We start from the raw sequence: 26,839 nt of genomic DNA, 5'->3' as shown, positions 1-26,839 counted from the left end.
CCTCATAGCGGTATATTACCGTGTTTCTTTGACGGTCTTCCTTCGACTTTTGTATCCAGCGTTTCCAAAGCTTTTATTATCTCGATTCTGGTGACGGCCGGATCAATTACTGATTCGATATAGCCTCTCCCGGCTGCCACAAAGGGATTTGCAAATGTCTCCTTGTACTCGGTAATCTTCTCCTGTCGAGTCTTTTCCGGCTGTTCTGAAGCGTTGATTTCTCTCTTGAAGATGATATTCGCTGCGCCCTCAGGCCCCATGACCGCAATTTCAGCTCCAGGCCAGGCGTAGACGATGTCGGCGCCAAGATGCTGACTTCCCATGGCTATGTAAGCTCCGCCATAGGCCTTCCTCAGGATCAATGTGATCTTGGGAACGGACGCCTCGCTGTAGGAGTAGAGTAGTTTCGCCCCGTGACGGATTATCCCGCCATGCTCCTGAGAGACTCCGGGGAGGAATCCCGGCGTGTCCACGAAGGTTATTATCGGAATGTTGAAGGCATCCAGGAATCTTATGAATCTGGCAGCTTTGTCGGAGGCGTTTATGTCTAAAGAGCCTGCAAAGACAGACGGTTGGTTCGCCACTACTCCCACAGACCTGCCACCGATTCTCGCAAATCCAATTACCATGTTCTTAGCGTATTGCTCGTGCACTTCAAGGAACCGGCCTTCGTCTACAGCGAGTGAGATCACCCTTTTCACGTCATATGACTGCTTTGGGTTTTCGGGGACGATATCCCGGAGTTCTTCAACAGGGTTGCCAGGAATCGACTCGGTTTTTGACGGCTCTTCGGCGTTGTTCTGAGGAAGATAATCCAGCAACGTCTTGACTAGCAGCATCGCTTTCTCATCGTCTGAGGCCAAAAAGTGAGCGTTTCCGCTCTTGGTGTTGTGCACCAGAGCTCCTCCCAATTCCTCCATCGAAGTATCCTCGCCGGTTACTGCCTTGATCACCTGAGGACCTGTGATAAACATCTGGGAGGTCTTGTCCGTCATTACTATGAAGTCTGTTATCGCAGGTGAGTACACTGCTCCTCCTGCGCACGGTCCACAGACGACGGTTATCTGCGGAATGACCCCCGAAGAAAGAGTGTTTCTGTGGAAGATCCCTCCGTAACCGAATAGTGAATCAACGCCTTCCTGAATTCTCGCTCCACCGGAGTCATTTATCCCAACGATTGGGATGCCGAGTTTCATGGCCATATCCTGAACCTTCATAATCTTCTTTGCATGCATCTCCCCCAGAGAGCCGCCCTGTACGGTGAAGTCTTGAGAGAAGATTGCGATCTTTCTCCCGTTTACCGTTCCGATTCCAGTAACAACTCCATCTGCTGGGAACTCCTTATCTGCGAGTCCAAAACTCGTTGCCCTGTGCCTTACAAATCGGTCGAATTCCTCGAAGCTACCTTCATCGCAGAGAATATCTATTCTCTCTCTTGCACTGAGCTTGCCCGCCACATGCTGTTTTTCGATCTTTTCTTGGCCGCCGCCAAGGATAATCTTATCGTTCTTCTCGAAAAACTCTTCAAGTCTACCGGCCATATCTATCACCCCCTCAGTGATGTCCCTCAACGAGTTCCATCAGAACTCCTCCTGTGCTCTTTGGATGGAGGAAGACTATCTTTGTTCCACCGGCTCCCGACTCAGGCTCTCTTGAGAGAGGTTTGAGTTCCAGTGAAACAGCCTCTTCAATTGCGGCTTCAACATCGTCAACACGGAAGGCGATGTGGTGAATGCCTTCTCCTCTGCTTTCCAGGAACTTGGATATCTGACTATTCTCAGATAGCGGTTCCAGAAGTTCGATCCTTGTGTCGCCAACCTTTATGAAGGCAACCTTCAGCCCTCGGTCAGGAAGCTCTTCGATACCAGCGACTTCGAGTTTCAGAAGATCTCTGTAAACGGAAAGCCTCTCTTCGATCGATTTAACGACTATGCCAATGTGGTCTATCCTATTGGATTTCAATCTGATTACCTCCCGATATTCTCAAGAAGATACCTTATTAGTTCTTCAAGTTTATCATTTTCGGCGTAGTGTTCCTTTATTATCTGGTACGCGCTGTTCAAGTTATTGTAAAGGTTACGCTTGTTTCGCCTTGCTGACAGTCTTCCGGAGTTCGCGAAGTCGGCCAGCACCTCCTCTATCTTTTTGAAGAGTTCCTTCACGCCACTGCCCTTAATCGAGTCGGTTTTCAGAACTGGCAATCGCTTTCCAGAAAGTTCGAGAATAGCTTTTGTTCTGGAGGCAAGTTGTTCGGCTCCCTGGAGGTCGCTCTTGTTAATGACAAATATGTCGCCAATTTCCATAATACCGGCTTTCATGGTCTGAACGTCGTCCCCTAGGCCAGGAGCAAGAACCAGAAGGACTATGTCGGCAAGGTTTGCTATATCGGTTTCCGATTGGCCTGCTCCGACTGTTTCAACGTAGATCCGATCGTACCCGCTCCTGCCCAGAAATTCGACTGCATTGTAAATAGAAGGACTAAGTCCACCGACATTTCCTCGACTGGCCATCGATCTCACAAAGATCCTTGGATCCTCGGTAGCCCGTCTCATTCTGATTCTGTCACCAAGAAAGGCACCACCGGTGAATGGGCTAGACGGATCGATGGCGATAACGGCAGTGGCCTTTTCCTCGGCACTAATGCACACAAGGCGGTCGGTGAGAGAAGACTTGCCGGCCCCCGGACTTCCAGTTATGCCTATCACGCAGTAGTCGCGTTCGGGCAGCTCCCCAATCATCTCCCTCGCTGAATGTGTATTGTTTTCAATTAAGCTCAAAGACTTTGAGACACTTAGCTGGTCAATCTTAGCCGGTTCCATCGATTTCATTTCTTAACCGTTTCCTCTATCTTCTCGATTATCGATTTCAGAGAGGTCCCTGGCCCAAACACTTCAAGAATTCCCGCCCTTCTAAGCTCTTCGGCATCTTCCGATGGTATTATGCCTCCAACAAAGAGAGGTTTGTTTCCGATTCCGGCTCCTTTCATAAGCTCCAGCACCTTTCTGCAAATTCTCATATGTGCCCCGGAAAGTATAGACAGTCCAATTACGTCAACGTCTTCCTGCAAAGCAGCTTTTACTACGGATTCGGGAGACTGTCTAAGGCCTGTGTAGATGACTTCCATTCCCGCATCCCTGAGTGCCATGGCGACTACTTTTGCTCCCCTGTCATGTCCGTCAAGCCCCGGCTTTGCCACGAGTACCTTTATCTTGTTCATCATGTTCACCTCTCTCTAAAGAATCACGGCTTCGGTGTATTCACCGAAGATTTCTCTAAGAGCGTTTGCGATTTCTCCCAGAGTTGCATATGCCCTTACCGCATCGATTATTATGGGCATGAGGTTATCGCTTCTCTGAGCTGCTTTCTTGAGTTTCTCAAGATGGTTCCGGACTTCGCCGCCATCCCGCTTCTTTCTCAGCTCCTCGAGTTTCTTTCTTTGCAGGTCTTCTATAGCCGGGTCAAGTCTCAAGATGTCTCTCTCTTGTTCCTCATCGGCGGCAAATTCATTAAGGCCTACAACTATGTGATCCTTGTTTTCGATCGCAACCTGGTATCTGTAGGCGCTGTCGAGGATTTCCTTCTGCACAAAGCCCGTTCTGATGGCCTCGACCATTCCTCCCAGATCGTCGATCTTCTGAATGTAGTCAAGAGCCTTCTCTTCTATTGTGTTTGTAAGCTCTTCAATGAAGTAAGCGCCGCCCAATGGATCGACTGTGTCCGTAACACCTGTTTCAGAGGCAATTATTTGCTGTGTTCTCAAGGCGATAGTCACTGAATCCTCCGTTGGAAGGCCAAGAGCTTCATCATAAGAGTTCGTATGAAGCGACTGTGTTCCTCCAAGAACAGCAGCCAGAGCTTGAAATGCGACCCTTACTATGTTATTCATTGGTTGCTGCGCCGTAAGCGTCGAACCACCGGTCTGAGTATGGAATCTCAGCATCATTGCCTTTTCATCAGTCACGCCGAACCTCTCTTTCATTATCTTAGCCCACAGTCTTCTTGCGGCTCTGAACTTGGCTATCTCTTCGAGGAAACCATTGTGGGAGTTGAAGAAGAATGAGAGTCTCTTCCCGAAAACGTTGGGGTCAAGGCCGGCCTCTCTTGCTGCCTGAACGTATGCTATTCCGTCAGCAAGAGTGAAAGCGATCTCCTGAACGGAATTTGCTCCGGCCTCTCTTATGTGGTACCCGCTGATGCTTATTGTGTTGAAATCTGGGAGGTTCTTGGAGCAGTACTCAAAGATATCTGTAATAAGTCTCATAGATGAATCGGGCGGGAAAATATAAGTTCCTCTTGCTATGTACTCCTTCAGAATGTCGTTCTGGATCGTGCCGGTAAGCTTCGAGGCTTCGACACCCTGTTTTTCGCCCACGGCTATGTACATCGCAAGGAGAATCGCAGCGGTGGAGTTTATTGTCATGGATGTGCTGACCTTTTCGAGGGGGATTCCATCAAACAGCGTCTCCATATCCTCCAGCGAATCTATCGCAACTCCAACCCTTCCAACCTCTCCTTCGGACATCGGATCATCCGAGTCGTAGCCGATCTGGGTGGGGAGGTCGAAGGCAACGGAAAGCCCTGTCTGCCCCTGAGATAGGAGGTATCTGTACCTTCTGTTGGATTCTTCGGCAGTCCCGAACCCTGCATACTGTCTCATGGTCCATAGACGGCCCCGATACATCGTCGGCTGAACTCCCCGGGTGAAAGGATATTGACCAGGAAAACCAACCTTCTCTTCGTATTCTTCCTTCTCAGGTGGTGTGTACAGAATCTCAACCTTCTGATCGAAGGAAGTCCTGAACTCCTTCTTCCTTTCGGGGAATTTCTTTAGAAGAGGCATCACTTTCTTCTTCTGCCACTCGTCTTTGAGTTTCTGAAGTCTCTCGCGATTGCTCACAAAATCTCCTCCATTCATGAAGTCCGTATATGATGATTTGAAGATAGATCAATTATCGTTTGCAGTCAAACGCTACCATTTACGATTATAACCGTCCTGAACGTCTTTGTGAGTCAAACTTCCTATACTCACGGCCTTAGGCTATAATTGGTGAGGAGGTGGCTTCATGAATTTAGATAGATTGACGGACGTTGTTTTTGTTCCCGGCATGACCGGACGAGAAGAGATGATTCGAGCCAAGATAATCGAGATGATTCCCGAAGGTGTGGAGGCTTCGATCGACGATCTCGGGAACGTAATTGTTGAGGTCGGCAGCGGGGATACGATTATCGCTTTCGCCGCCCACATGGATGAGATAGGCCTGCTTGTGACCGGCGTTAATGAAGATGGGACTCTCAACTTCAAGAAGATCGGTGGGATAGCAGACGAACTTCTCGTCGGCAGACACCTGGACGTGATAACATCTTCAGGTGAGTCAATAGATGGTGTAATCGGGATGACACCTCCGCATCTTCGGGAGAAGCCAGACCTTTCCTGGCAGAGTCTCGTGATAGATGTGGGAACCTCATCAAAAGAGGAAACCGAGAGTCTAGGAATAGAAGTACTCGACTATGCCGTTTTTAGAAAACAGATCTCTATTCTCAACGACAAGTACGTATCCGTAAGGTCTTTGGACGATAGATCCGGTTGTCTTGCTCTCCTCGATCTGTTAGATATGCTTTCTGAGGTTAACCTAAATAGAAGGATAGTGCTTGCCTGGACTGTTCAGGAAGAGATTGGGTTGATTGGATCTAGAGCCCTTTCAGAACGCTTGAGGCCCAACCTATTCTTTCCCGTTGATTCCTTTGCCTGCTGTTCAAGACTTACGGGTAATGTAAGACCGGGGAACGGAGCCGTACTCAGGATGTCTGACACCTCCTCTCTGGGAGATTACGGTCTCGGAAAGCGTTTGATGGAATTTGCGAAGGAGAAGGAGATACCTCTCCAGGTCGGGGTAACCGGAGGCGGCACCGATGGGATTCCCTTCCAGCAGAAGGGAATCAAAATGGTTCCCCTGGCGCTTGCCGTTAGGTACTTACATTCAGAGACGGAGTACATTTCGATCGAGGATTACGACAATCTACTGAGATTGATGTTTCTTCTTTCCACAGAGCTCACAGTCTGATGATCGGTTCTGAGTCTATCAGGAAGTGGCTCGTTTCCTCAGGAGTCCTCCACAGAGTCGAAAAACCGAGCCGGTATATCGGCAAGGAGCTCAATCGCGTAGTGAAGAATCCCGAAGGCAGACTGAGAATCCTTCTTGCTTTTCCAGATACATACGAAATTGGAATGTCTCACTTGGGACTTAAGATATTATATAAGGAGCTCAACGAAATCGAGGGTTTTCTTGCGGAGAGAACTTACCTTCCATGGAAAGACATGATCGACCAGATGAGGAGCGCAGGAGTCCCTCTGTACTCTCTAGAGACTTATACTCCGGCTTCAGATTTCGATATACTCGGTCTGACTCTTCAATATGAACTCGGATACACTAACGTCCTCGCTCTTCTAGATCTTGCAGGTATTCCCGTTCTTCAGAAAGAGAGAACGATCGAGCCGATAGTACTTGGAGGCGGACCGTGTTCGACAAACCCCGAGCCAATGGCAGACTACTTCGATGCCTTTGTTATTGGAGACGGAGAGGCCGTAACTCCGGTTGTCTGCAAGGCAGTGAAGGAAAATATCGACTTGCTTATATCGGGGAGAAGGGGAGAGCTCCTCAGAATTCTGTCTGAGATTGAGGGGGTCTATGTTCCCTCGCTGGGGAAGAAAGAGGTAGTCAAAGCCGTGATTTCCGACTTATCCAGCTATGAGATTGACGGCAAGCCCATCGTCCCTTATATGAAAACTGTACATGACAGGGCTGTTATGGAGGTAATGCGAGGCTGTAATCGGGGCTGTAGATTCTGCCAGGCAGGTATGATCTATAGACCTGTCAGAGAGCGAGCTGTAGAGGAACTCAAAAAATCTGTGGAGAGAGTCCTGGGAGCTACGGGTTATGAAGAAGTTTCCTTTCTCTCGTTGTCCACTATGGATTACTCCTCGATCGATGTTCTGACAGAAGAGGTTCTTCCTTTGCTCGAACCCGAGAGAGTTGCACTTTCCTTGCCCAGCACCAGGATAGACTCCTTTGGAGTTGAGATAGCTTCAAAGATTGCTTCCATAAGGAAGACGGGTTTGACTTTCGCCCCCGAAGCCGGTTCTCAAAGACTTAGAAACGTGATTAACAAGAACGTTTCGGAAGACGATCTTATGTCTGCAGTGAAGGCGGCAAGAGACAGCGGTTGGCAGAGAGTGAAGCTGTATTTCATGGTAGGGCTTCCCACAGAAACAGATGAAGATTTGCAGGAGATTGTTAGGCTCGCGAGACGTGTTAAAGCAGTCGGTTTCAGAGAGGTCTCAGTTTCTGCGGCTATCTTTATTCCAAAGCCACATACTCCTTTCCAGTTCTCTGAACAGATAAACAGAGAGGAAGCAGAGAGAAAACTTCGTATTCTCAGAAGGGTTTCCGGAAGAGGAATCCAGTTCAGCAGCCATGATCCTTCGAGCAGTACGGTCGAGGGAGTTCTAAGCAGAGGAGACAGAAAGGTCGGTGAAGCAGTATTTAGGGCTTACAGATCGGGAGCGATCTTCGATGAATGGAATGAAGAGTTCGATGCCTCATTGTGGCAGCAGGCCTTTGCAGATGCTGGAATAGATGTTGAAAGTTATATGAAAGGATTCACCCTTGAAGAGGATCTTCCCTGGGAACACATTTCAGTTGGTATTTCGAAGCAGTTTCTCATTGATGAATTCGAGAAAGCACTGAGAGGAGAAACTACAGACGATTGCAGATGGGAAGGTTGTACCGGCTGTGCAGTTTGCCAAACCCTAAACGTCGCTAATGTGCTTCACAGAGTTTGAGGGCGCTCATTTTTGATGCCTCTGTGATGTCGCCCGCTCCAAGGAAGAGTATTACTGCGTCTCTCTTCTTTTCTAGCCATTCGAGTATCTCGGTGTAGTTTACCGCATGGACCGCCGGAACTCCGTAGCTGCTGAGACCCTTCAGAACTTCGGTCTCATCTATCGCATACTCCCCCTTCTCATAAGCTTCGTAGAGCTTGTAAACACAGACTTCACTGGCATCCTTGAGTGACATTGCGAAACGACCGTTTTCTCTGACCAGTCTGGAGTATCTATGAGGTTGGAAGACGACGATAACGTTCTTCCCGGGGAAGAATTCTCGAGCACCTCTAATTGTGCTGCTTATTTCATCTGGAGTATGTGCGTAGTCGTCAAAGAAAAAAAGGTTCCTGAAATCATCGAGACCTCTGAATGTGAACCTTCTGTCGACAGATCTGTAAGACTCTATAGAGCTTCGGATCGACTCAATTGGGACTCCCATTTCATGAGTTAGGGCAACGGCTGCTGTGGCGTTGTAAGCGTTGTACTCGCCCGGGATCATCAGTTTGAAAATGCCGAGATCTGTATCGCCTTTCCAGCATCTGAAAGTCTGATTCATTATTCCTGTTGTCCTATCCGAAAAGCGATAATGCCCTCTGTCTCTCCCGAAAGTGAGACTTCCCTTGAATATCCTTTCGGAGACGGGGTCATCGGCATTTGTCACGAGTAACTTACAGACACCTCTGGAGAAGTATCTGAAGTGGCTTTTGAGATTGTCAAATGAATTATCATAGTGTTCGAGATGGTCGCCCCGAACGTTGGTGATAATCGCATAGTCCGGCTTGAAGGAAGCAAAGAAGCCATCGCTTTCGTCTAGCTCAGTAACTGTAATACCATTTCCTTTTCTGTAGTTCCCATCGTTCAAGAGAGGGTTGATTCCCCCCAAAAAGACGGTGGGGTCCCTTCCCGAGTCGACAAGTATTTTGGATACCATAGCGGTAGTGGTAGTCTTCCCGTCGGTTCCCGTTACGCAGAGAGAGGTGTTTCTTGAAAGAAGGCTTTTAAGCAGTTCCATTCGATATATCGTTGGAATACTCTTCGAAATCGCCTTGACCAGTTCGGGATTGCCCTGTTTTATAGCCGTTGTTCTTACAACGATATCAGGACTTTCAAGGTTTTCATAGGAATGACCAATGAAAACACTCACGCCCTTCGACCGAAGGTAATCTACTCTTTCATTCTCTTCATAGTTCGATCCGTTAACCTGGTCACCCTCAGATGCTAAGTGCATTGCCAGAGCGCTCATGCCAATTCCGCCAATGCCAATAAAGTGATATTTCAAATCGATTCCTCCCGGAGTATATTATCCAACACAATCTCAACTGGTCTTCTTGGAGGTTTGTAACTGATTTCCTTTTGCAACATTTCGTCTATTGCAATGCTCAAAGCTGCGGAGGTCAATTTCTCTTCCAGTATAACATAACCCAGTCCAACTCTTTCCAGAGAGAGCGCGTTATGAAATTGGTGATTTTCAGATGCGCCGGGCCACGGAATAATTATACCCTTTCTTCCGAAATACTGTAGCTCTGCGATAGTGGTTGCCCCACCTCTTGACACGACAAGATCCGCACAGGCTATTACATCTGTAAGGTTCTCTATATAAGCGTAAGGACGTACAAATGGAAATCTTCGTAGTGATAGGGCCGTCTCATCGTTACCTGTCGAGTGAACAAAGGACAATTCCTTCTTTCTCTCTCTCATTTCACAGTAAAGCTCCTCAAATACCTTGTTTATGGTCTCTGATCCAAGACTTCCACCTAATACGACAATGAGTGGACTTTTCTCTGAAAGACTGAATTTCTTGAAGACTTCGCTTCTCGAGGCTCTTGCTTCCCTTACCGGGTTTCCCGAAGACACGATCTTCTCTTGGGGAATATCAAGAGCCTCCCTGCTTTCCTCAAAAGAGATGAAGAAAAGCCTTGCGTACTTGGCGAGCCTCTTGTTTGCGATTCCGACTACGGAGTTTTGTTCGTGAATGAAAACCGGTATCTCAAGTTGATGAGCGGCCTTCACAACTGGGTAGGATACATAGCCTCCCGTTGAGAAAAGAAAATCGGGAGAGAATTCGCTCAGCTGCCTCTTCACGTAGCGTTCAGTATTGAAGTGCGAGAAAAGTATTCCGGCATTTGCCGGATTGTAGAGTGGCCTTCTCAGGCCTGTCAGCCTAAGAGGTACTCTCTTAGCCCCGGGGAAGTCTTGTTCGACGTTCCTGTCGTCGATCTTTCCTGAGACTGTGAAATACAGCAGATCGAGCTCTCTAGATTTGCTAAGCTCATGCAAAATGGCAACGGCGGGATAGTAGTGGCCGCCGGTGCCTCCCCCGCAGAAAGCTACCCTAAGCTTCTTCATCTTCTCTTTCCCTTTCTTCGTTAGACTCTATTAGTATAGAGAAGACAAGACCGTATCCTATCATCAGAGACATCATCGAGGAACCGCCCGCGCTAACGAATGGAAGCGTGACACCTGTTGGAGGAAAGAGTCCAAGATTGACTGCAATATTGATTGTAGCCTGAATCATCACGTATAGTGCAAACCCAACTATGTAAAGCTTCCCCTCGAGAGCAGTGGAGCCCTTCAGGCCAGCAACTATTAATTCCCTTATGAACCCCACATATGCGAACATCAGCAAGAGAAGACCTAACAGGCCAAGTTCCTCTCCAATGACGGCGAATATGAAGTCGGAGTAGCTAACCGGCAGGTAATACTTGACAAGCCCCATTCCCAACCCTTTTCCGGTGAGGCCCCCGGATGAAATCGCCATCAGCGAATATGAGACCTGCTCATGTTCCTCACCGGTAATCGAAGTAAGGAAAGAGGTTATTCTTTGAATCTGATAATCCTCTATAAACCCTCCGCTGTACAGAACAAGCACCAGTATAACCACAAAGAGCAACGCAAGCGCAATGTAGCGCAGCTTTATTCCTCCGATTATCATCATAACAAGAGTGATCGCAACCAGTATCCCAGTTGTGGAGAGGTCGGGTTCTATAAACACGAGCATAGCGATTGGCGCGAGGATTCCCAGCGGAATCAAGAACGTCGTCACCAAGTTCCTTTTCTTCAACCCTCCGAAATATCTAGCTAGAACTATCAGCAGGGAGATCTTCGAAAATTCCGAAATTTGGAGCGAGAAACTTCCGATATCTATCCACCTGTTTGAGCCGCCCCTATCGGGAAAGAAGAGAACTGCGACAAGCAGTAAAAGTGTAAGCGGGTAATAAACCGTGAAGGCCCTCTTAAAATGCCAGGAGCCTTTCATGTAGATGATTATCAGCGCGCCGGCCAGACCTATTGCAAAAGCTATCAACTGCGTCTCAAGGAACTCCGAAGCAGTCACTCCCGGATGTCTTGCCTCCATACTTATTCCGGCACTGTAAATGAACACAAATCCAAAGATAATAAAGACGCTACTATACAGTGCCAGTAACAGATACGTTCTCTTCATGACTACTCCAATGCGCTGACTATCTCTCTGAAATGATTTCCTCTTTCTCCATAGTTCTTGTAAAGATCAAAGCTTGAACCGGCCGGACTCAGCACTACGCTATCGCCTGAGAGTGCTAACCTTCTGCAAATACCAACTGCTTCTGCCATGTTTCCTGCAATGCATAACGGTATTCCTCTCATTTGAAGTTTAGCAGATAATATCTTCATTGAGTTTCCCAGCATAACCACGTGCTTAAGTTGACCAAGCTGTTCGATCAACTCGATGTATGTCTCATCCTTCTCCTGACCCCCGAGAATCAGAATTGTTTTCGATAGTTCGAAATTCCTCAGAGCGGCACTGACTGCGTGGGCGTTGGTCGCCTTCGAATCGTCGTAGTACTTGACTCCTTCAAACTCTCTTACCAGCTGAAGTCTATGGGAGAGAAATGAATAGCTTCTCAGCTCTTCAAAAACATCTTCTGCAGACAGCCCAATGAGTCGTGAGATCATGAGAACTACAAGAGAATTTTCATAGTTGTGTAGTCCGGTGAACGGAAGGGATGAAGTCTCAAACGGCACTCCCGCTACCATTAAATGTTCCCTGTCGAAGCAGTTGTCTGCTTCGCAGGAAGTAGAGAAAGGCATGAGCTTGCAGTTGGCAAGATTCTCCTTTTGACTGTCTGCTACAGCCTTCGGCAGTAGAGTGAAACCCTCAGTCATTCTTGCAATTCTCAACTTCGACTTGAAGTAATCGTCAATGCTCCTGTGATAGTCTAGATGGTCCTCTCCTAGGTTTATTATAGCGGACAGGTGGAACCGTATTTTTTCCTCTGCAAACCATCTTAGCTGAAAGGAGCTAACCTCCAGAATATAGTAATCAAAGTCGTCTTTCACTCCTGCAAGAGGGTTTCCGAGGTTCCCGCCCTGAAAGACCTTCTTATTCTTTCCGGAGATAATGTGATTCAGCATCGTTACGGTTGTCGACTTTCCATTTGTTCCGGTTACGCCAATGACCGTCCCTCTTGGTTTTGACCACAGTCGGTCAAGGGAGATTTCGAGTTCTGTAGTGAAGAGCTTTCCAGAGTCAATTATCCTTTTGCCGACATCGGAAAAGGGCGATATACCGGGTGAAACCACGAAAGCATCGCAGCTGAACAACCTTTCCGTATGTCCGCCTTCTTCATACTCCACTAGATTCTCTTTCAGTATTCTCTTTCCTTCATCCCCAATATTACCGTTGTCGGAGACGAACAAAGAGAAAGGATCTTTATCTTCTACTAACCTTCTCAGGAGCGTCTGATTTGAGACGCCAAATCCCACAAGACCGATTCTTCCTTCAAGCAAACTATTCACCTACCATGAGAGCAGACCGAAGACTGCACCAATAAAAGCGATCAATGAAAACCTGAAAGCGATTTTGCTTTCCTTCCAATTGAGCAGTTCGAAGTGATGATGTATTGGAGACATCCTGAACACTCTCTTCCCGAAGACTTTGAATGAAAACACCTGAATAATCACGCTAAACATCTCTACGAGGAACATCATACCGAAAAAGAGAAGGAAGCCTTCCCGTCCGTCCAATGCGAACATCACGGCTATCATTGCTCCGAGAGAAATCGACCCTGTGTCGCCCATAAAAACCGTGGCGGGAAACCAGTTGTGCCACAGAAATCCTGCCAGTGCACCGCAAATCGGTGCGATTATCCCATTCTGCCAAACTGGAAGAAGCATCATTGGAGCCAGCGAGAATATGTACATAGAACCTGCCAGCCCGTCTACCCCGTCAGCAAGGTTAACTGCATTGCTCATTCCGGCAATTACCACGGTCGATATTGGATAGTAGGCAAGGCCAAAATCTATCTCTCCTAAAAGTGGAAACGCCATGTGAGTATGTGGATTGATAACCTGAATGACCAAGACCATGGCTGATGCAAAAGCCAATTGAAGCAACAACTTCTTCTTGCCACTCAAACCGGATGCGTTCTTCTTAACGATCTTAGAGACATCGTCTACGAGACCTATCAGGCCAAATAAAACGCCCGTAAGAACAACCAGCAAAACCTCTATCCTAAAGGCAAATATGACGGAAATTGCAAGAGCAATAGGAAGAAAGACAATTCCGGCGGCTGTTGGTGTTCCCGTTTTATAATTATGGAGGTCCGGTCCTTCTTCTCGAATGTACTGGCCTATTTTCTTCTTCCTTTGAAATCTCTTGAAAGGCTCAATGACAATAGCTGCCAGCAGAAATGCCAGGAGAAAGGAAAGGGCTTCCCTATGCATTTCTCATCATCTCGACAAACGCTTTGTGCACTCTTTCCAGGGCTACTGCCCTTGAAGCCTTGAGAAAAACCAGGTCCCCTTTTCTTACGTTCTCGAATAGCCATTCGGCTAACTGTTCAACACTGTCAGTAATTAGCGAGGGTTCTACATACTTCGATGCAGCCTCAATCGCTTTGTCATGATTGAAAAGAATCGTAATATCGAACTTCCCCAGCAATCTGCCAAGCTTTTCATGAGTATTAGCTTCTTCTTCGCCCTGCTCCAGTATAGAGCCCGCTACAGCGATTTTTCGGGAGTAACTGAGCTTCTCAATAGAGACAATTGCCGACTCCCAAGATTCGAGGCTGCTGTTGTAGAAATCGCTGATCAGAGTTATTCCATGAAGGTGTTCGACGCTGAAACGATCTCTGAATGGAGACTTGTAATCGCTCAGGAAGATTGAAGGTTCTTCGAGGCCTTCAAAGTTAGCCACAAGGTAAGCGGCCCCCAGATCCATCAACTGTCCAAGACTCCAGATACCTTTAAGTCGGACGAATCTATCGCCTTCGCAGTCGAAATGAAGCAAAGTCTCGCCACTGCCGTAAGAGAAGTCTACTATGGAAAAGTCTGCGTCATTCCTTCCAAAGAGACGAGTTTCAACAGGCATATCGGCGGCGAATTTCCTCAATCTTTCGTCGGTTCCGCCCAAAACAGCTCTGGAGAGCTTTCCTGATTCGAAGATTGACAACTTCTCTTCAAGCAGTTCATCGATTCCTCCAAAGTTTCCAACGTGTGCCGTGCCGACATTTAGAAGAACGCAAAGATTGGGTTCAACAAGATCCACAAGTCTTCTTATGTCTCCTTTGGCATTGGTACCTAGTTCAAAAACCCCATATTTAGCCGATAGCAGCTCCCTCCTGTTTTCGAGTAAGGAGAGAGGCAAGCCTATCTCTGTGTTGAGATTGCCGGCCGTTTTGAAGGTCTTTCCAAGCTGTGAAAGAAGAAAGGCTGTGATTTCCTTCGTCGTGGTCTTTCCGTTGGAGCCGGTTATGGCTATTCTGCTCTTGAGGTGCGAGCGCGATATGACTTCCTTAGCCGCTTCCATAAGAAGCTCAACCGTATCATGAACCGTAATCACTCTAGGATCCGCGCACGGTCTGTTCGAAAAAACGCGAGTCGCGCCAGCAGATAATGCGTCTTCAACGAAATCATTTCCATCGGCTATATCTCCCTTTATTGCGACGAAGACGTCTCCGGCAGACACCTTTCTGGAATCGAGAGCAATTCGACTATCTTCCGAGTAACTCAAGAGTTCTTCAATTACCGATGTTGGAATCACTTCTTGATGTGCCTCCGAAACTTACTTTCTAGAATATCTTTTACGACCTGTTTGTCGTTGAAGGGGATCTTCCTGTCACGCAGAAGCTGGAAGTCTTCGTGACCACGTCCTGCTATCAAGACCATATCCTGGCGGTTTGCTAGGGTGAGAGCAACCGATATAGCTTCCCGTCTATCGGGAATGACGAGATAAGGTTTGAACTTGTCTACTCCGCTCTCGAGATCGCTAAGAATCTCGGTGGGATCATCGAGTTTCGGATCGTCAGAAGTGAGTATAACCACATCGCTGAACTTCGAAGATACTTCTGCCATCAGCGGTCGCTTCCCCTTATCGGCCGACCCGCCGGCACCAAATACCAGGATTAGTCTTCCGGGAGTCAGTCTTCTCGCTGTCTTAAGAAGCTTCTCAAGAGCATCTGGCGTATGGGCAAAGTCTATTACCACATCGAAGCCATATTTGGTAGCCTCCTCAACAAACTCGAATCGCCCCGGTACCCCTCCAAAGGAAGAAATGGCTTTAGCGATGTGGTCGAGGTCGTAATTCAGTGAGTTTAGAGTTGCTACTGCTGCTGCAATATTGTAAGCATTATGTTCGCCGATCAATCTCGAATATATTCTATGGGAAGAACCGTATGGAGTCTGTATGGTGAAGTCCATCCCCGTCCTCGATATATCGAGATTCTCGATTCTGTAATCTGATTCATCGCCAAATCCGTAGGTTGTTATCCTGTTTCTGGCTATATGGATATCTGCAATGTTTATCTTGTCTCCATTTACAATGGCGATTCCATTAGTCTTCAACAACGAGAACAGTCTCATCTTTGATCTATAGTAATCATCGAAAGTCGGGTGGAAATCTAGATGATCTCTCGTAACATTGCTGATTATCCCGACATCGAAACGCATACCTTCGACCCTGTTCATCGAAAGAGAGTGTGATGAGACCTCCATAATGAAGTATTCACTCTTCTTCTCCGCCGACAGTTGGAGAAGCTTAGCAAGTTCTATAGGTCCCGGAGTGGTGTTCTTTGGATTTGAGTAAATGCTCTCGCCAACCACATTTCTAACGGTGCCAATTAAAGATGCCTTTCTCTCAAAGGAAGAGAGAACGTGATAGATGAGAGTTGTAATTGTTGTTTTCCCGTTTGTGCCAGTTACACCGATAGTAGTGAGTTTTCTGTAAGGATGGCTGTGCTCCTCCATGGTAAGTAGTGCTTCAACAAGACGAGAACTCTTCACGTAAACAATCGGAACGACGACTTCTTCGTCTTCAATCGGCAGCTCCGCTATCAGAGCGACTGCGCCCCTTCTCTGAAGCTCCCTCACAACCAGGTGTGAATCAAAGCTCGAACCCTTAATGCATACAAAGAGGTTTCTCTCTCTAAGAACACGTGAGTCACTCTCGATATGATCAAATTCCGGATCTGTATTGCCGGGATTCACAACCTGAAGAACACTGTTACCGAGGAGTTCTATGACCTGAGATAACCTCATTGATCACACCCCTTTCGCTCTTAAAGATTGTATCACCGGTCTCTGAAGTTGACAACAGAGGCGGCATATGGTAACATTTATTAGCAGTCTATGGGAGGGAGTGCTAGGTGTCAAGAAAACGTACAGGTGGTCCAGAATTGAATCCAAGGCAGATAAGAGTGCTTTATTGTATTTCGAGAGAATACATAGCCTCTGGAAGACCTGTGAGTTCAAAGCAGGTTCTGGAGCACTCTAACCTCAAGTATAGTTCTGCGACCGTAAGAAACGACATGCGAAAGCTGGAGTTTTTAGGTTATATCTATCAACCTCATACTTCAGCAGGCAGGATTTTGACCGACAAGGGCTTAAGGTTCTATTTCGATTCAGTTAAAACGATCACCGAGGATCTTCAAGAAAGCAATGTAGCAATTGCAATAAGACAGACCAGCACTGTGGGTGATGTTGAGCATCTTCTTCAGGGTATGACCAGAATTCTGGCACGTGCTGTATCGGGTTTTGTGGTCATTGAGAAGCCGAAGTTTGACAGACTGCTGGTGAACAGCGTTTCGATCTCGAAGATAACCGATGGTTATCTTAATGTATCCATTGTAACCGATCTTGGAGTCAGTCTAAATACGACAGTCTTCCTTGGAGCTAGTGAATTCGATATAGACAGCTTCCAGAAGTACGTGAACATGGCAGTCGTAGGAAAGACAATCGGGGAAATAAGAAAGGGAATAAGGGACGTTGAACTGAGGTACGATCAGTGGCATGATAGGAGATTGCAAGACATAATAAATTTTCTTCAGAGTATCTTTGATAAGGAGAACGAAGAGAAGTACTACAAATATGGCCTGGAGTTCATAATTTCAAACGATCTTCTGGACTCTGCCGACATTTCCGGACTCGTAAGATCGGTTGAGAATCCGAGGAATCTTGAGATATTGCTTAACTCCTTTGGCGATATTTATGATCAAAGAGTTTTCATAGGTGAGGAAGTTGGCAGAGAGGAGCTCAGAAACTTTGCCGTATTTGTATCTCCCTATTCCAGAAACGATGAGAAGATTGGTAGTGTATTCGTTATCTCGCCTAAGCTGACTTACTATGAGAAGGTAAACGCCTATCTCGACTTCTCAATTAACAGATTATCAGAGGTTTTTTCGAATAGATAGGAGGAGTGAACTATGTTGGAGGACAAGAACACCAAGAATCTCGAGGATCTAGAGAAAAAGGGTGGCTCGATTGAAGAAGAGAATGAACCAAATGTGTCCGAAGAAGTAAAAGAGGAAGAAACTAAGTTGGAAGACGTACAAAAACAAGAAAAGGAGCTTGAAATAGATGAAGTGGAGAGTCTTAAGAATGAAATAAGGGTTCTCAAAGATGAAAACTCCAGGCTGAGATCGGAATTCATCAACTATAGAAATGCTCTTATTCGTGAGTCGGAGGAGGATGCAAAAAGATACAAAGAGAGGATGATCCTTAGAATCATCGAAATCTATGAAAATCTTGGTCGCGCTCTGCGAAACTCAGAAGATTCTAGGAAAGGGTTCATTTCTGGTGTCAGGCTTATTCATAAATCGATTGAAAAGCTCATGTTCGACGAAGGGCTATCCCTGATAATCCCCGAGGTGGGCAGGCCCTTTGATCCTTTCACTCATGAAGTTGAAGAGACGATTACTTCAAACGATGTTCCCGATATGGCGATTCATGATGTCGTCGAACATGGATACTATCTTAACGGCAAGGTTCTCAAACCTGCAAGAGTCGTTGTTGCCATAAACAACTCTTCCGAGTCTGAATAAGAGCATTCGGTGGTGATTTAGATGGCTCAATCAAGAAAAGACTATTATGAGATTCTAGGAGTCTCACGAAATGCGTCTGATGAAGATATAAGGAAGGCTTACAGAAGACTCGTCAAGGAATGGCATCCTGATGCATACAAAGGTGCAGACAAGAAGGATGCCGAAGCGAAATTCAAAGAGATTCAGGAGGCCTATGAGGTCTTGTCCGACAAAGAAAAGCGTGCGATGTTCGACCGTTTCGGATATGTGGGAGATCCTTCTTCCTATAGCCGTGGCTCTGGAAGAACTCCTGGAAGCGCTGGAGGAAGCTTCGACGATATGTTCGGCGATTTTCAGGATGTCTTCGATGTCTTCTTTGGAGGAAGCAGGTCAGGTACGAGTTCCAGATCCCAGAGTCCAAGAGCGGTTAGGGGAGAGGACATTCATGCTTCGGTTGCCATAGATTTGAAAGACGTAATACTTGGGAAGAAAGTGATACTTGAGTATGACAGAAATAAGGTCTGTCACAAGTGTAAAGGAACGGGAGCCGAAGACGGCACGAGTTTCAGGACATGTCCTACCTGCAATGGAAGCGGTTATGTGAAAGAGGAGCATAGATCATTCTTTGGGATGTTCAGCAACACTCATGCCTGCAATACCTGCAACGGAACGGGAAGGATAATCGATAAGCGCTGCGGTCAGTGCAGCGGCAGAGGCTACGTGAAGGAGAGACACCAGGTGAGCGTTACGATTCCTGCAGGAGTTGAGAATGGAGCAACTCTTAGAATTGGCGGTCACGGGAATTCAGGGCAGAATGGAGGTGCGTACGGAGACCTTTACGTAAGTGTAAGAGTCGAAATGCCTTCGGAGTTCAGACGTAGTGGAAACGATCTGTATATTACCAAGGAGATAGACTATGTTGAAGGTGCACTAGGCACCACGGTTGAGATACCCCTTCCCGAAGGAGGTACGGAGACCCTTAAGATCCCGGCGGGAACTAGTCCAAACACGGTATTCAGGATGAAAAACCTTGGTGTTCCAAGTGTTTCCGGCAATAGGCGTGGAGATCTTCTCGTAACGGTGAGGGTGAATATTAACAAGCCTTCAAGCAAAGAGAGGAAGCTCCTACAGCAAATCGCAAAACTGAAAAACTCAAGGGTCGTAGAGTGAAGTGAATAGGAAGGTATTCGTTGACTACTTCCTGATTACGGTCGGTTCAATACTGACTGCTGTTTCAATTGTTTCGTTTTTGATTCCGAACAACATTATCGCCGGCGGCGTCAGCGGGCTTGCAATAATTATCTACAGGGTCTTCGGTTTCTGGGTGGGAGCTCAGATGTTTGTGTACAACATTGCTCTCTTTCTTCTTGCATTCGTGATTCTGGGAGTAGGTTTTGGAATAAAGTCGATCTACTCGGCGGTACTTATGTCCATAACGGTTGATCTTCTTCAGAAGCTGGACTTCCCGGTTTTCGATGCTTCTTCTACACAAGACGGGTTTCTGCTGGTGGCAATCTACGGTGGCGTTATTGCTGGTGCTGGCATGGGCTTGGTGTTGTGGCGCGGAGCTTCCACTGGAGGAACAGATATACTTGCTATGATCTTCTCAAAGTATCTGAATTTCAGCACAGGAACGGGTCTGTTAATAAGCGATTCACTAATCACAATGCTCGCCATTGTCGTATTCGGACCTATCGCAGCAATGTACGGAATAATAACGATTTTCACTACAAGCAAGACAATAGATGGGATAATCGAGGGTATCGGCAACACAAGAACGGCTTTCATTATTAGCGTGGAAAGTGATTCAATAAAGAAGAGAATTATTGAGGAAATGGAGCGTGGCACGACGATGATTAAGGCGACGGGCGGCTTTTCCGGAGAAGACAGACCTGTTTTGATGGTATCAATAAGAAGAAGAGAGATAGGGCAGTTAAGGCATATAGTGAAGGCCACAGACAAACGGGCTTTTGTGATAATTGTGAACAATGCCGAGGTCTTCGGTGAAGGCTTCAAGAATCTCAGCTGAGGAGATGCGATGAAGTATATATGTTTCGACACTTCTTCTAAAACTCTTCTTCTCTCGGCCTGTAATGGCAGGGGAGAGATGGAGATAAAGGCTCGAGAAATCGACAAATTCGGTTCTTTGTTAGCCGTAATGGTAGAGCAGATGATAGAGAATCTCAAGATTGAGGTCCCGAAACTCGACTTCATCGGGGTCGGTGTTGGTCCCGGTTCCCTTACGGGTTTGAGAGTAGGCATTGCAACAGCCAAAGGTATCGCCTTTCCGTATGATATCCGCGTAGTTCCTTTTAACTCTCTTGATATACTGGCAAGCTCGATCGGTGATGAGAGATTCATTCTCCTGAGACGCGGAAGAGAGGGGCACTATTACTGGAGAGAATACAGAGAGAGAGTGCCAGTCAGAGAAACTGAGTTCAGTAGTACCGCCGAGTTAGTCTCCGCGATCGACTTGTCAGGGACGAAACTCTTTTTTGACGGTGAAATAGAACAGGCCTTCGAAAGATTTGATTGCAGTGAAGTGAGACATCAGGACCCCTCAGCGATGAGAGAAATCGCAGTTGAGAAGTTTGCTGCAGGAGAGTTCATAGGTTATTCTGACCTTAAACCGATATACTTGCAGAAGTCAATCGCTGAAATAAACTGGGAGAATAGAAAGACTGAAAAAAGCCACTAATCCCTTCTCAGAAGTATTAGAGGGACGTTCATTTCCTCCTTTGTCAAACCTCCGTGCCTTCCTTTGAGCGAGTGTTCCTGACCTGTGTATTTGAAACACAATGATGAGTCGTCCTTGGATACGGTAATGAGCTCACCTATCCTCTTCCTGAAAGAATTGCTCAGAGGCCTGCCGAAGAGCTTTATTTCATCAAGACGGGATGGCTCTATGATCTCAATAGAATCTCCAAAAAGCTCTTCCATCTTCTTTCTTGTTTTTTCTTTATCGAGAGAATATATGTAGGACATGCGCTGTTCACCTCCCGGCATGGAGTACATCTCATCGAAGATATCGTCGAACTTTGACCACCAGATCTCTTGCTCCCAAGGGGTTTCGATTTGACCGTGATCGGCAGTGATGAAGAATGCGGTGTTTCTCTCAGTCGTCTCATCGAAGAACCCTTCGATCGCCGAGATAAGAGCTGCGGTTTCCGAAGTGAAAGATAAGGAGTTTGGACCGTACTTGTGACCGTAAGTATCGATAAGACCCCAGTAGACAACCGTCAGACTTTCGGATTCATCCGCAGCAAGGATGGTATTGAGTTCCTCGAACATATCTCCCAATCCATGAACACCCCTGGCTATGCCTCCGCGGGAATGCATTCTCGTCAGTCCTGTGTTCACGAAACTCTTGGATGTGAGATGATAACCTTTTACGCCAGCTTCCTTCAGAGATTCGAAGATAGTTGGATTTTGATTGTACTTAAGAGGGTCAAAGCCCAATCTGGTGAGATTGTCTCTATCCTGAGTGTAGGGAGTCAACTCGATCATATTCACTAGTCCGCCGTACTCTGGAATATTGAGAAGATACCCGAGTACTCCGTGCTCTCCAGGCGTTGTGGCCGTGAACAACGAAGTGAGAGCACTGGAAGTGGTTGAAGGGAAGACAGAAGTCAGACTTCTTACATCTTCGACAGAGAAGTGTTTGAAACTGCTTTTCTCAAGGACCTTCATCAAGTTATAATAGCCAACAGCATCGATTATGAATACCACTAGCTTATCTATTCCATCGATGCTAATTCCGTGTTCTGAGAAGCAATACTCCTTCACCCCTGAAGGTATCTCAGCATCGAAGTGCTTCAGAATGGCAGCTGATAGGTTTACTATTGAACCTGTGTCGTAATTGGGATAAATGAACTCCATCTGCAACACCTTCCATCTGGACAATCTTGAGTGCGACAGATTCCTATCTTACTAGTATCTACACTCTAACAGAGTGAGAAAAAACTTTACTGAATCCTTTCTCTTCAATTATATATGACATAGGTCTTTCCGCTCCCAACATTCACTGTTCGAAATACTCACGACCTTCAAAATTCAGGGGCCCGATCCCGGTTGCTTAGGGACGGGCTCCTGAAAATTAACTGGCTCTCATCACAAATCGGACGAGTTTAGGGTAAGTTACTCTTTCACTCCTCCCTGTGTCAAACCCCCAACGATGTAGTCCTGTAACACGAGGAAGAATATGACCATCGGAACTGCTCCAATCAACGCTGCGGCAGTGAATGGGCCCCAGCTCGTTTCGAATCTTCCCGAGAACTGCCAAAGGCCAACTGCGTATGTCCATTTGTTCATGTCCTGAAGAATTATCCTTGCAATCAGATACTCGTTGAAGATGTTCATAAACGTCAGAATAGCCACAACAGCCAGAATCGGTCTGGCAAGCGGTAAAATCACCTTTAAAAAGGCCTGGAATTTCGTTGCCCCGTCGATCATTGCTGCCTCTTCGAGAGAGTTAGAGATTGTATCGTAATAGCCTTTGATCAGCCAGATGTTGAAGGCAATTCCTCCTGAATAAGCAAATATCAGGCCTCCAAGCGTGTTTAGTCCCAGGAATGGAATTAAACTTCCAATGAACTGCAGCAAAGCGTAGAGAGCCACCATGAACATTATTGTAGGGAACATCTGAATAAGGAGGAGGCCAAGCAAACCTTGCTTCCTTCCACGGAATCTCATTCTGCTGAAAGGATACGCAGCTAGAGCTGCAACGGCAACGCTGATAAGCGACACAGAAAGTGCTACGATTATTGAATTAAGAAGCCACCTGACGAAATAGAAATAAGTACTCTCTTTTTGTGCCCAGATCTGATTTGTTCTGAATAAGGCTCTGTCTATCTCCTTCAATATGCCATCATATGGAGATGAATAGGTTGTGGGCTTCTCGATTAGATCGGATATTAACCTAGATGCACGTTGGTACTTAGCGTTAACCTGCTGAAAGAGAGAATTGTAAGTCTCCTGCATCTTTCCGAAGTCATCTAGGGTTACCGAAGTCCCAAGGAATCTCAGATCGATGTAGTAGTTTACCTTGGATGCAAGTTCATCCTTCATCGATCTCATAGTAGAGATTAGCTGATTCAGCAGAGCCGTCCCTTCCTTTGCCTCCAAATCAGCCCGAATGAAATCATCGTACCACAGAAGGGTCCTGTAACGGGTTGATGCTCTTATGTTGAAGTAGTTGTTCAGCACACCGGACAGCTTCGATACATAATTTCTGGCGCCTTCCAGCGAGGTTATTTCCTCCTCCACAAACAGCATCGCAGCTTGTATACTAATCGCTTCAAGGACTTTTGCATGCTCTCTTTCTGCTCTCTCAGCTTCTTCTTGAAGTTCAGAGATCCTGTTCTCGAGGTCTTCCATGCTTTTCTTCAGGGATTCCAGTTCCGTCGTGAGAGCGATCGTTCTCTCCGATACCTCAATATACTCTGCAACACTCATCTCAAGAACAGGCAATACCCTCGACAAGTTTGACAGGGCTATGTCTATTACGTCTGCTCCCTTTAAGACTTCTGAGTTTGCAGATGCGCTTACGAGAGCTTCGCCATTGCCTAAGAACCAGGCCATCTTATCCGAGAGATCGGAAAGACTTGTGCTCAGCCCACGGACGTTCTGCATACTTGATAGCTGCCGCTGGAGAAGATCTATGGTCTCCTTTGCTGAATCGATTCTCTCGAGTGATGACCTGACTTTTGCCTCCGTCACAGCCGTACTATTACCTGCGCCTTTAGTGATTATCATTTGCAGCGGTGGAACGACGGCAGAGAGTTTTCTAGTTTCAGACACGACGGTCGGCAATGCGACTTCAAAAGAGTCTTCTAGTTCGCCTAATGCCGAATTTGAGACGACTAGAGCCTTTTCGGTAGACTCGAGGTTCTTTTTTATTGCTTCCAACTTTTCATTTGCGGCCAGGTACTCATAGTAGTCGGTTCCAAAGGCCGTCTCCGCCAGGAAAGATAGTTCTTCAGAAAGGGCTGCACTGGAAGCAGCTGCCGCTTCCCATGCGTTACCGGCAGATCTGAAGGAATCATATAGGCCTGTCCTGATCCGGTTGAGCTCGGAGGCTTGATCTTCGGGCATCGAAGATTCGACCTCCCTTAGATATCTGTTAATAACTTGAAGCCACTCAACTCTTCGCCATTCAGAGTAGTCAATGCCAGAGAGAGATATGTAATCTTCAACAGAATTCAGTGATTCCACCACTTCTTTCTTGTTCTCAAATTCAAGGGTTTCTATTGCTAGCAGCGTCTCGTCGCGATGACGGAATACCTCTTCGTACAGGTTTCTGTAAGCTTCGAGAGACTCGATGACTTGTGATGACCTTTCGCCAAGCAATCCGATGTAGAAGGGATAGGTTCCTTCAAGAGAAGGTGAGGCGGTTTGAAGAATTTCTCCTACCGCGTAGGCCGTCTTCAGTTCGTCTAGTCCACCTATCTCTTTGAGTCTCTCTTCGAAGAGGACCTTGTCTTTGAGTCTCAGCTCATTCATTTCCTTGATTATCATGCTCTCCATTTCTACCAGATTGCTTTCAATTGCAGCGGTACCGCCTTCGACTGCCCTAACCATTTCTTCGCTCTCATCCATAAGAGAATCGAATTTAGTGAGGAACTTCTCAACAGTATTCTTCAGATCCTCCTGGCTTTTCCCTCTGTAGTCTCCTGTGGCGTATGTTGCACTCTGGAGATCAAGAACAAGCCTTCCTACGCTTCTTTCCGGGAAAAGAAGGTTCCTGTAGTGTTGAAGAGTTACTCTGGTTGAAAAGAGCCTTGACGAGAAAGCTGCCTGGTCACGTCTTATTGAAGTGGTTATCAACCAAACCATGGGAAAGAGAACCACAACGACAACAGCTATCAAGATTATGTGTCTTAACCAGTATTTTCTTCTCTCAACGGCCATTATCTGCTCACCTCTTCAAAGGAACCGGACAATTTAAAGTTTATCCAGCTGAAGCCGGCGACGATTATGAATATGATAATTGAAATGGCACTGGCAAAGCCAAAGTCCTGACCTCTCCCTTCAAACGCCAGCTTAAAAGTGTATGAGATCAAGATATCAGTTGCCCCAGCGGGTGTCGAAGCTCCAGGAATTGCGGGTCCACCTTGGGTCACCAGATAAATGCCGGTGAAGTTGTTGAAGTTGAAGGCAAAGCTGCCGACAAGCAAAGGTGCAACAGTAACCATTAACAGGGGGAAGGTAATCATTCTGAATCTCTGGAGTCTCGTTGCACCATCGATCGATGAGGCCTCATAAAACTCTTCGGGAATACTCTGTAAAGCACCGAGGCTTACTGTCATCATGTACGGGAAGCCCAACCATGTATTGACAATCAAGACTGAAACTTTGGCCCAAAAGGCATCGTTCAGCCACTTTATTGGTTCAAGCCCAAAGAGTCCCTGAACAATGAACCTGTTCAGAACTCCATAGGTTTCGTTGAAGAAGCCATTTCTCCATACAAGAGCAGAGATAAAGGCAGGTACGGCCCAGGGAATGATGAGCAGTGTTCTGTAAATCTTCTTTCCCTTAAGTCTCCGATCATTCAGTGTGATTGCCAGCGCCAGGCCAATTACGAATGAGAAGAGAACGCTAAGTCCGGCCCAGGTAAACGTCCAGCCGAATACCTGAAAAAACGGGTCCCTTATCTTCGGATCCTGGAACATCCTAACGAAGTTCCAAAAACCAACGTCAGATATGTAGCCCTCAACTATGAACTCGTTTCCATTTGCGTCGATATCATAGAAAAAGCCACCCTCCTCGATCAAGGTCCTTCCCGTCTGCCTGTTATAGACAACGGTCTCCTGAATGGCTCTTCCGGCGGAGAATGAAGTCTCAGTCCTTAACGCATACTTCCTTTCAGTGGTGGCAAAGGTTGTGTAAAGAGAGTTTGGGAATAGTCTTATCTGATTACCCTCCGAGTCTGTAAATTCGGCATTTCGGAGCCACACTCCTCTTATTTCGCTGAAGTAGAAGGGAGCGTTCGGCCTGGTGGAGGTGTCTTGGGGAGAATAAAAGTATATATACCTTGCACCGGCATCAGATAGGATAGCCAGGATTCGGTCATCCGGAGAGCGTGAAAGAGTGTAGTTCACCCCGCCGATAACGAAACTGTCCGATTTTATCTCGAACATCTTGGCGGTGGCCAGTGTGATGTTCCCCGATGCATCTCTGCTTACAACCTGAGGCCTAAGAGTGGCATACATCTCTCCATCCGTCTTCGACTTCAGAAGAGTTATGAATCTGTCTGTGGGGCTATAGTTGTCGAGCTCGATAAAGATGGAAAACTCGAATTCCTCGGGGTTTTCCGGGATGTAGAAGTAATCGCTGAGGAGCTTTTGAATTGACTGCTGCCTTGTGAATAGATGCCCGGTTCCGTAATTAGTGAAGGCAGTTCTGAAAGTGTAGTACATTGGATATAGCGTGAGAATGAAAAGCAATATCATTGCGGGAATCATATATCTGTACGGGTAACCCTTTGGATTCAACGCAATTATATCAATTAGCAGAGTCAGGATGACCATTGTTACCATCAAGCCGAAATTCCCATCGGCAAATAACAGATATATGCTCCATAGAGAAAAGGCATTGAATATTGCGAGGATAGCCAGGGAAAAGAGAAAGATTACAAATCGTCTTCCACTCAAGGTAATCCCTCCGGACAGTTAAACCAGAGCGC

The 26,839-nt window shown here is 46.7% G+C and carries 22 protein-coding genes; 7 read left to right on the top strand and 15 right to left on the bottom strand.

What is annotated here, in order from left to right:
• Positions 1-2: 2 nt before the first annotated feature.
• The 5 genes from RJ60_RS08230 to RJ60_RS08210 are packed head-to-tail and all read right to left on the bottom strand — an operon-like array spanning position 3 to position 4,897.
• Positions 3-1,541, bottom strand: a complete 1,539-nt coding sequence (locus RJ60_RS08230; protein ID WP_103134437.1) for an acyl-CoA carboxylase subunit beta — start codon at positions 1,539-1,541, stop codon at positions 3-5.
• A gap of 13 nt (positions 1,542-1,554) precedes the next feature.
• Positions 1,555-1,962, bottom strand: a complete 408-nt coding sequence (gene mce, locus RJ60_RS08225; protein WP_103134436.1) for a methylmalonyl-CoA epimerase — start codon at positions 1,960-1,962, stop codon at positions 1,555-1,557.
• Between the two features lie 5 nt (positions 1,963-1,967).
• On the bottom strand, positions 1,968-2,828 hold the full coding sequence (gene meaB / locus RJ60_RS08220) for a methylmalonyl Co-A mutase-associated GTPase MeaB (protein ID WP_103134435.1): 861 nt from the start codon (positions 2,826-2,828) through the stop codon (positions 1,968-1,970).
• Complete coding sequence (locus RJ60_RS08215; RefSeq protein WP_103134434.1) at positions 2,825-3,220, bottom strand: cobalamin B12-binding domain-containing protein; 396 nt, start codon at positions 3,218-3,220, stop codon at positions 2,825-2,827. Before RJ60_RS08215 ends, meaB begins: the two co-directional genes overlap by 4 nt.
• 12 nt (positions 3,221-3,232) lie before the next feature.
• On the bottom strand, positions 3,233-4,897 hold the full coding sequence (locus RJ60_RS08210) for a methylmalonyl-CoA mutase (protein ID WP_103134433.1): 1,665 nt from the start codon (positions 4,895-4,897) through the stop codon (positions 3,233-3,235).
• Positions 4,898-5,063: 166 nt separating this feature from the next.
• Between RJ60_RS08210 and RJ60_RS08205 the strand changes: the two genes are divergently transcribed.
• Positions 5,064-6,062, top strand: a complete 999-nt coding sequence (locus RJ60_RS08205; protein ID WP_103134432.1) for a M42 family metallopeptidase — start codon at positions 5,064-5,066, stop codon at positions 6,060-6,062.
• On the top strand, positions 6,062-7,840 hold the full coding sequence (locus RJ60_RS08200) for a TIGR03960 family B12-binding radical SAM protein (RefSeq protein ID WP_103134431.1): 1,779 nt from the start codon (positions 6,062-6,064) through the stop codon (positions 7,838-7,840). Before RJ60_RS08205 ends, RJ60_RS08200 begins: the two co-directional genes overlap by 1 nt.
• Here RJ60_RS08200 and murC read toward each other — a convergent pair.
• The 7 genes from murC to RJ60_RS08165 are packed head-to-tail and all read right to left on the bottom strand — an operon-like array spanning position 7,818 to position 16,396.
• Positions 7,818-9,161: a UDP-N-acetylmuramate--L-alanine ligase gene (gene murC, locus RJ60_RS08195; RefSeq protein WP_099829186.1), complete on the bottom strand. Its 1,344-nt coding sequence runs from the start codon at positions 9,159-9,161 to the stop codon at positions 7,818-7,820. The genes RJ60_RS08200 and murC overlap by 23 nt on opposite strands.
• Positions 9,158-10,228 carry a glycosyltransferase gene (locus RJ60_RS08190; protein WP_099829185.1) on the bottom strand — a complete coding sequence of 357 codons (1,071 nt, stop codon included), beginning with the start codon at positions 10,226-10,228 and terminating at the stop codon, positions 9,158-9,160. Before RJ60_RS08190 ends, murC begins: the two co-directional genes overlap by 4 nt.
• The gene (locus tag RJ60_RS08185) at positions 10,215-11,324 is read right to left on the bottom strand and encodes an FtsW/RodA/SpoVE family cell cycle protein (protein WP_099829184.1); all 1,110 of its coding nucleotides are present in this window, start codon (positions 11,322-11,324) and stop codon (positions 10,215-10,217) included. The genes RJ60_RS08190 and RJ60_RS08185 overlap by 14 nt, the downstream gene beginning before the upstream one ends.
• Before the next feature lie 2 nt (positions 11,325-11,326).
• Complete coding sequence (gene murD / locus RJ60_RS08180; protein ID WP_243392246.1) at positions 11,327-12,658, bottom strand: UDP-N-acetylmuramoyl-L-alanine--D-glutamate ligase; 1,332 nt, start codon at positions 12,656-12,658, stop codon at positions 11,327-11,329.
• A complete protein-coding gene (locus RJ60_RS08175) occupies positions 12,659-13,585 on the bottom strand; it encodes a phospho-N-acetylmuramoyl-pentapeptide-transferase (RefSeq protein WP_099829182.1) in 927 nt (308 codons plus the stop codon).
• Positions 13,578-14,903 (bottom strand): UDP-N-acetylmuramoyl-tripeptide--D-alanyl-D-alanine ligase, encoded by a 1,326-nt coding sequence (gene murF / locus RJ60_RS08170; protein ID WP_099829181.1) that lies wholly within the window; start codon positions 14,901-14,903, stop codon positions 13,578-13,580. Before murF ends, RJ60_RS08175 begins: the two co-directional genes overlap by 8 nt.
• The gene (locus RJ60_RS08165) at positions 14,900-16,396 is read right to left on the bottom strand and encodes a UDP-N-acetylmuramoyl-L-alanyl-D-glutamate--2,6-diaminopimelate ligase (protein WP_099829180.1); all 1,497 of its coding nucleotides are present in this window, start codon (positions 16,394-16,396) and stop codon (positions 14,900-14,902) included. The genes murF and RJ60_RS08165 overlap by 4 nt, the downstream gene beginning before the upstream one ends.
• Before the next feature lie 107 nt (positions 16,397-16,503).
• Here RJ60_RS08165 and hrcA point away from each other — a divergent pair, with 107 nt between their 5' ends.
• From hrcA to tsaB, 5 genes are read left to right on the top strand one after another with little or no spacing between them, the layout of a single operon-like run.
• Positions 16,504-17,547 carry a heat-inducible transcriptional repressor HrcA gene (hrcA, locus tag RJ60_RS08160; protein ID WP_099829179.1) on the top strand — a complete coding sequence of 348 codons (1,044 nt, stop codon included), beginning with the start codon at positions 16,504-16,506 and terminating at the stop codon, positions 17,545-17,547.
• A 12-nt stretch (positions 17,548-17,559) separates the two neighbouring features.
• Positions 17,560-18,177 (top strand): nucleotide exchange factor GrpE, encoded by a 618-nt coding sequence (locus tag RJ60_RS08155; RefSeq protein WP_099829178.1) that lies wholly within the window; start codon positions 17,560-17,562, stop codon positions 18,175-18,177.
• 21 nt (positions 18,178-18,198) lie between these two features.
• The gene (gene dnaJ, locus RJ60_RS08150) at positions 18,199-19,326 is read left to right on the top strand and encodes a molecular chaperone DnaJ (RefSeq protein ID WP_099829177.1); all 1,128 of its coding nucleotides are present in this window, start codon (positions 18,199-18,201) and stop codon (positions 19,324-19,326) included.
• A 1-nt stretch (position 19,327) separates the two neighbouring features.
• Positions 19,328-20,185 carry a YitT family protein gene (locus RJ60_RS08145; protein ID WP_102818838.1) on the top strand — a complete coding sequence of 286 codons (858 nt, stop codon included), beginning with the start codon at positions 19,328-19,330 and terminating at the stop codon, positions 20,183-20,185.
• A 9-nt stretch (positions 20,186-20,194) separates the two neighbouring features.
• On the top strand, positions 20,195-20,854 hold the full coding sequence (gene tsaB, locus RJ60_RS08140) for a tRNA (adenosine(37)-N6)-threonylcarbamoyltransferase complex dimerization subunit type 1 TsaB (protein ID WP_099829175.1): 660 nt from the start codon (positions 20,195-20,197) through the stop codon (positions 20,852-20,854).
• Here the strand turns inward: tsaB and RJ60_RS08135 are convergent.
• The 3 genes from RJ60_RS08135 to RJ60_RS08125 all read right to left on the bottom strand — a co-directional run bounded on the left by RJ60_RS08135 (position 20,851) and on the right by RJ60_RS08125 (position 26,807).
• On the bottom strand, positions 20,851-22,035 hold the full coding sequence (locus RJ60_RS08135) for an alkaline phosphatase family protein (protein WP_099829174.1): 1,185 nt from the start codon (positions 22,033-22,035) through the stop codon (positions 20,851-20,853). The genes tsaB and RJ60_RS08135 overlap by 4 nt on opposite strands.
• A 258-nt stretch (positions 22,036-22,293) precedes the next feature.
• Entirely contained in the window at positions 22,294-25,065 is a 2,772-nt protein-coding gene (locus tag RJ60_RS08130) for an ABC transporter permease subunit (protein WP_099829173.1), read from the bottom strand.
• Complete coding sequence (locus RJ60_RS08125; protein WP_099829172.1) at positions 25,065-26,807, bottom strand: ABC transporter permease subunit; 1,743 nt, start codon at positions 26,805-26,807, stop codon at positions 25,065-25,067. Before RJ60_RS08125 ends, RJ60_RS08130 begins: the two co-directional genes overlap by 1 nt.
• Positions 26,808-26,839: the final 32 nt, after the last annotated feature.

It is taken from the genome of Mesotoga sp. B105.6.4 (assembly GCF_002896535.1).
Classification (GTDB): Bacteria; Thermotogota; Thermotogae; order Petrotogales; family Kosmotogaceae; genus Mesotoga.
This window is presented reverse-complemented; position numbering and strand designations above follow the sequence as displayed.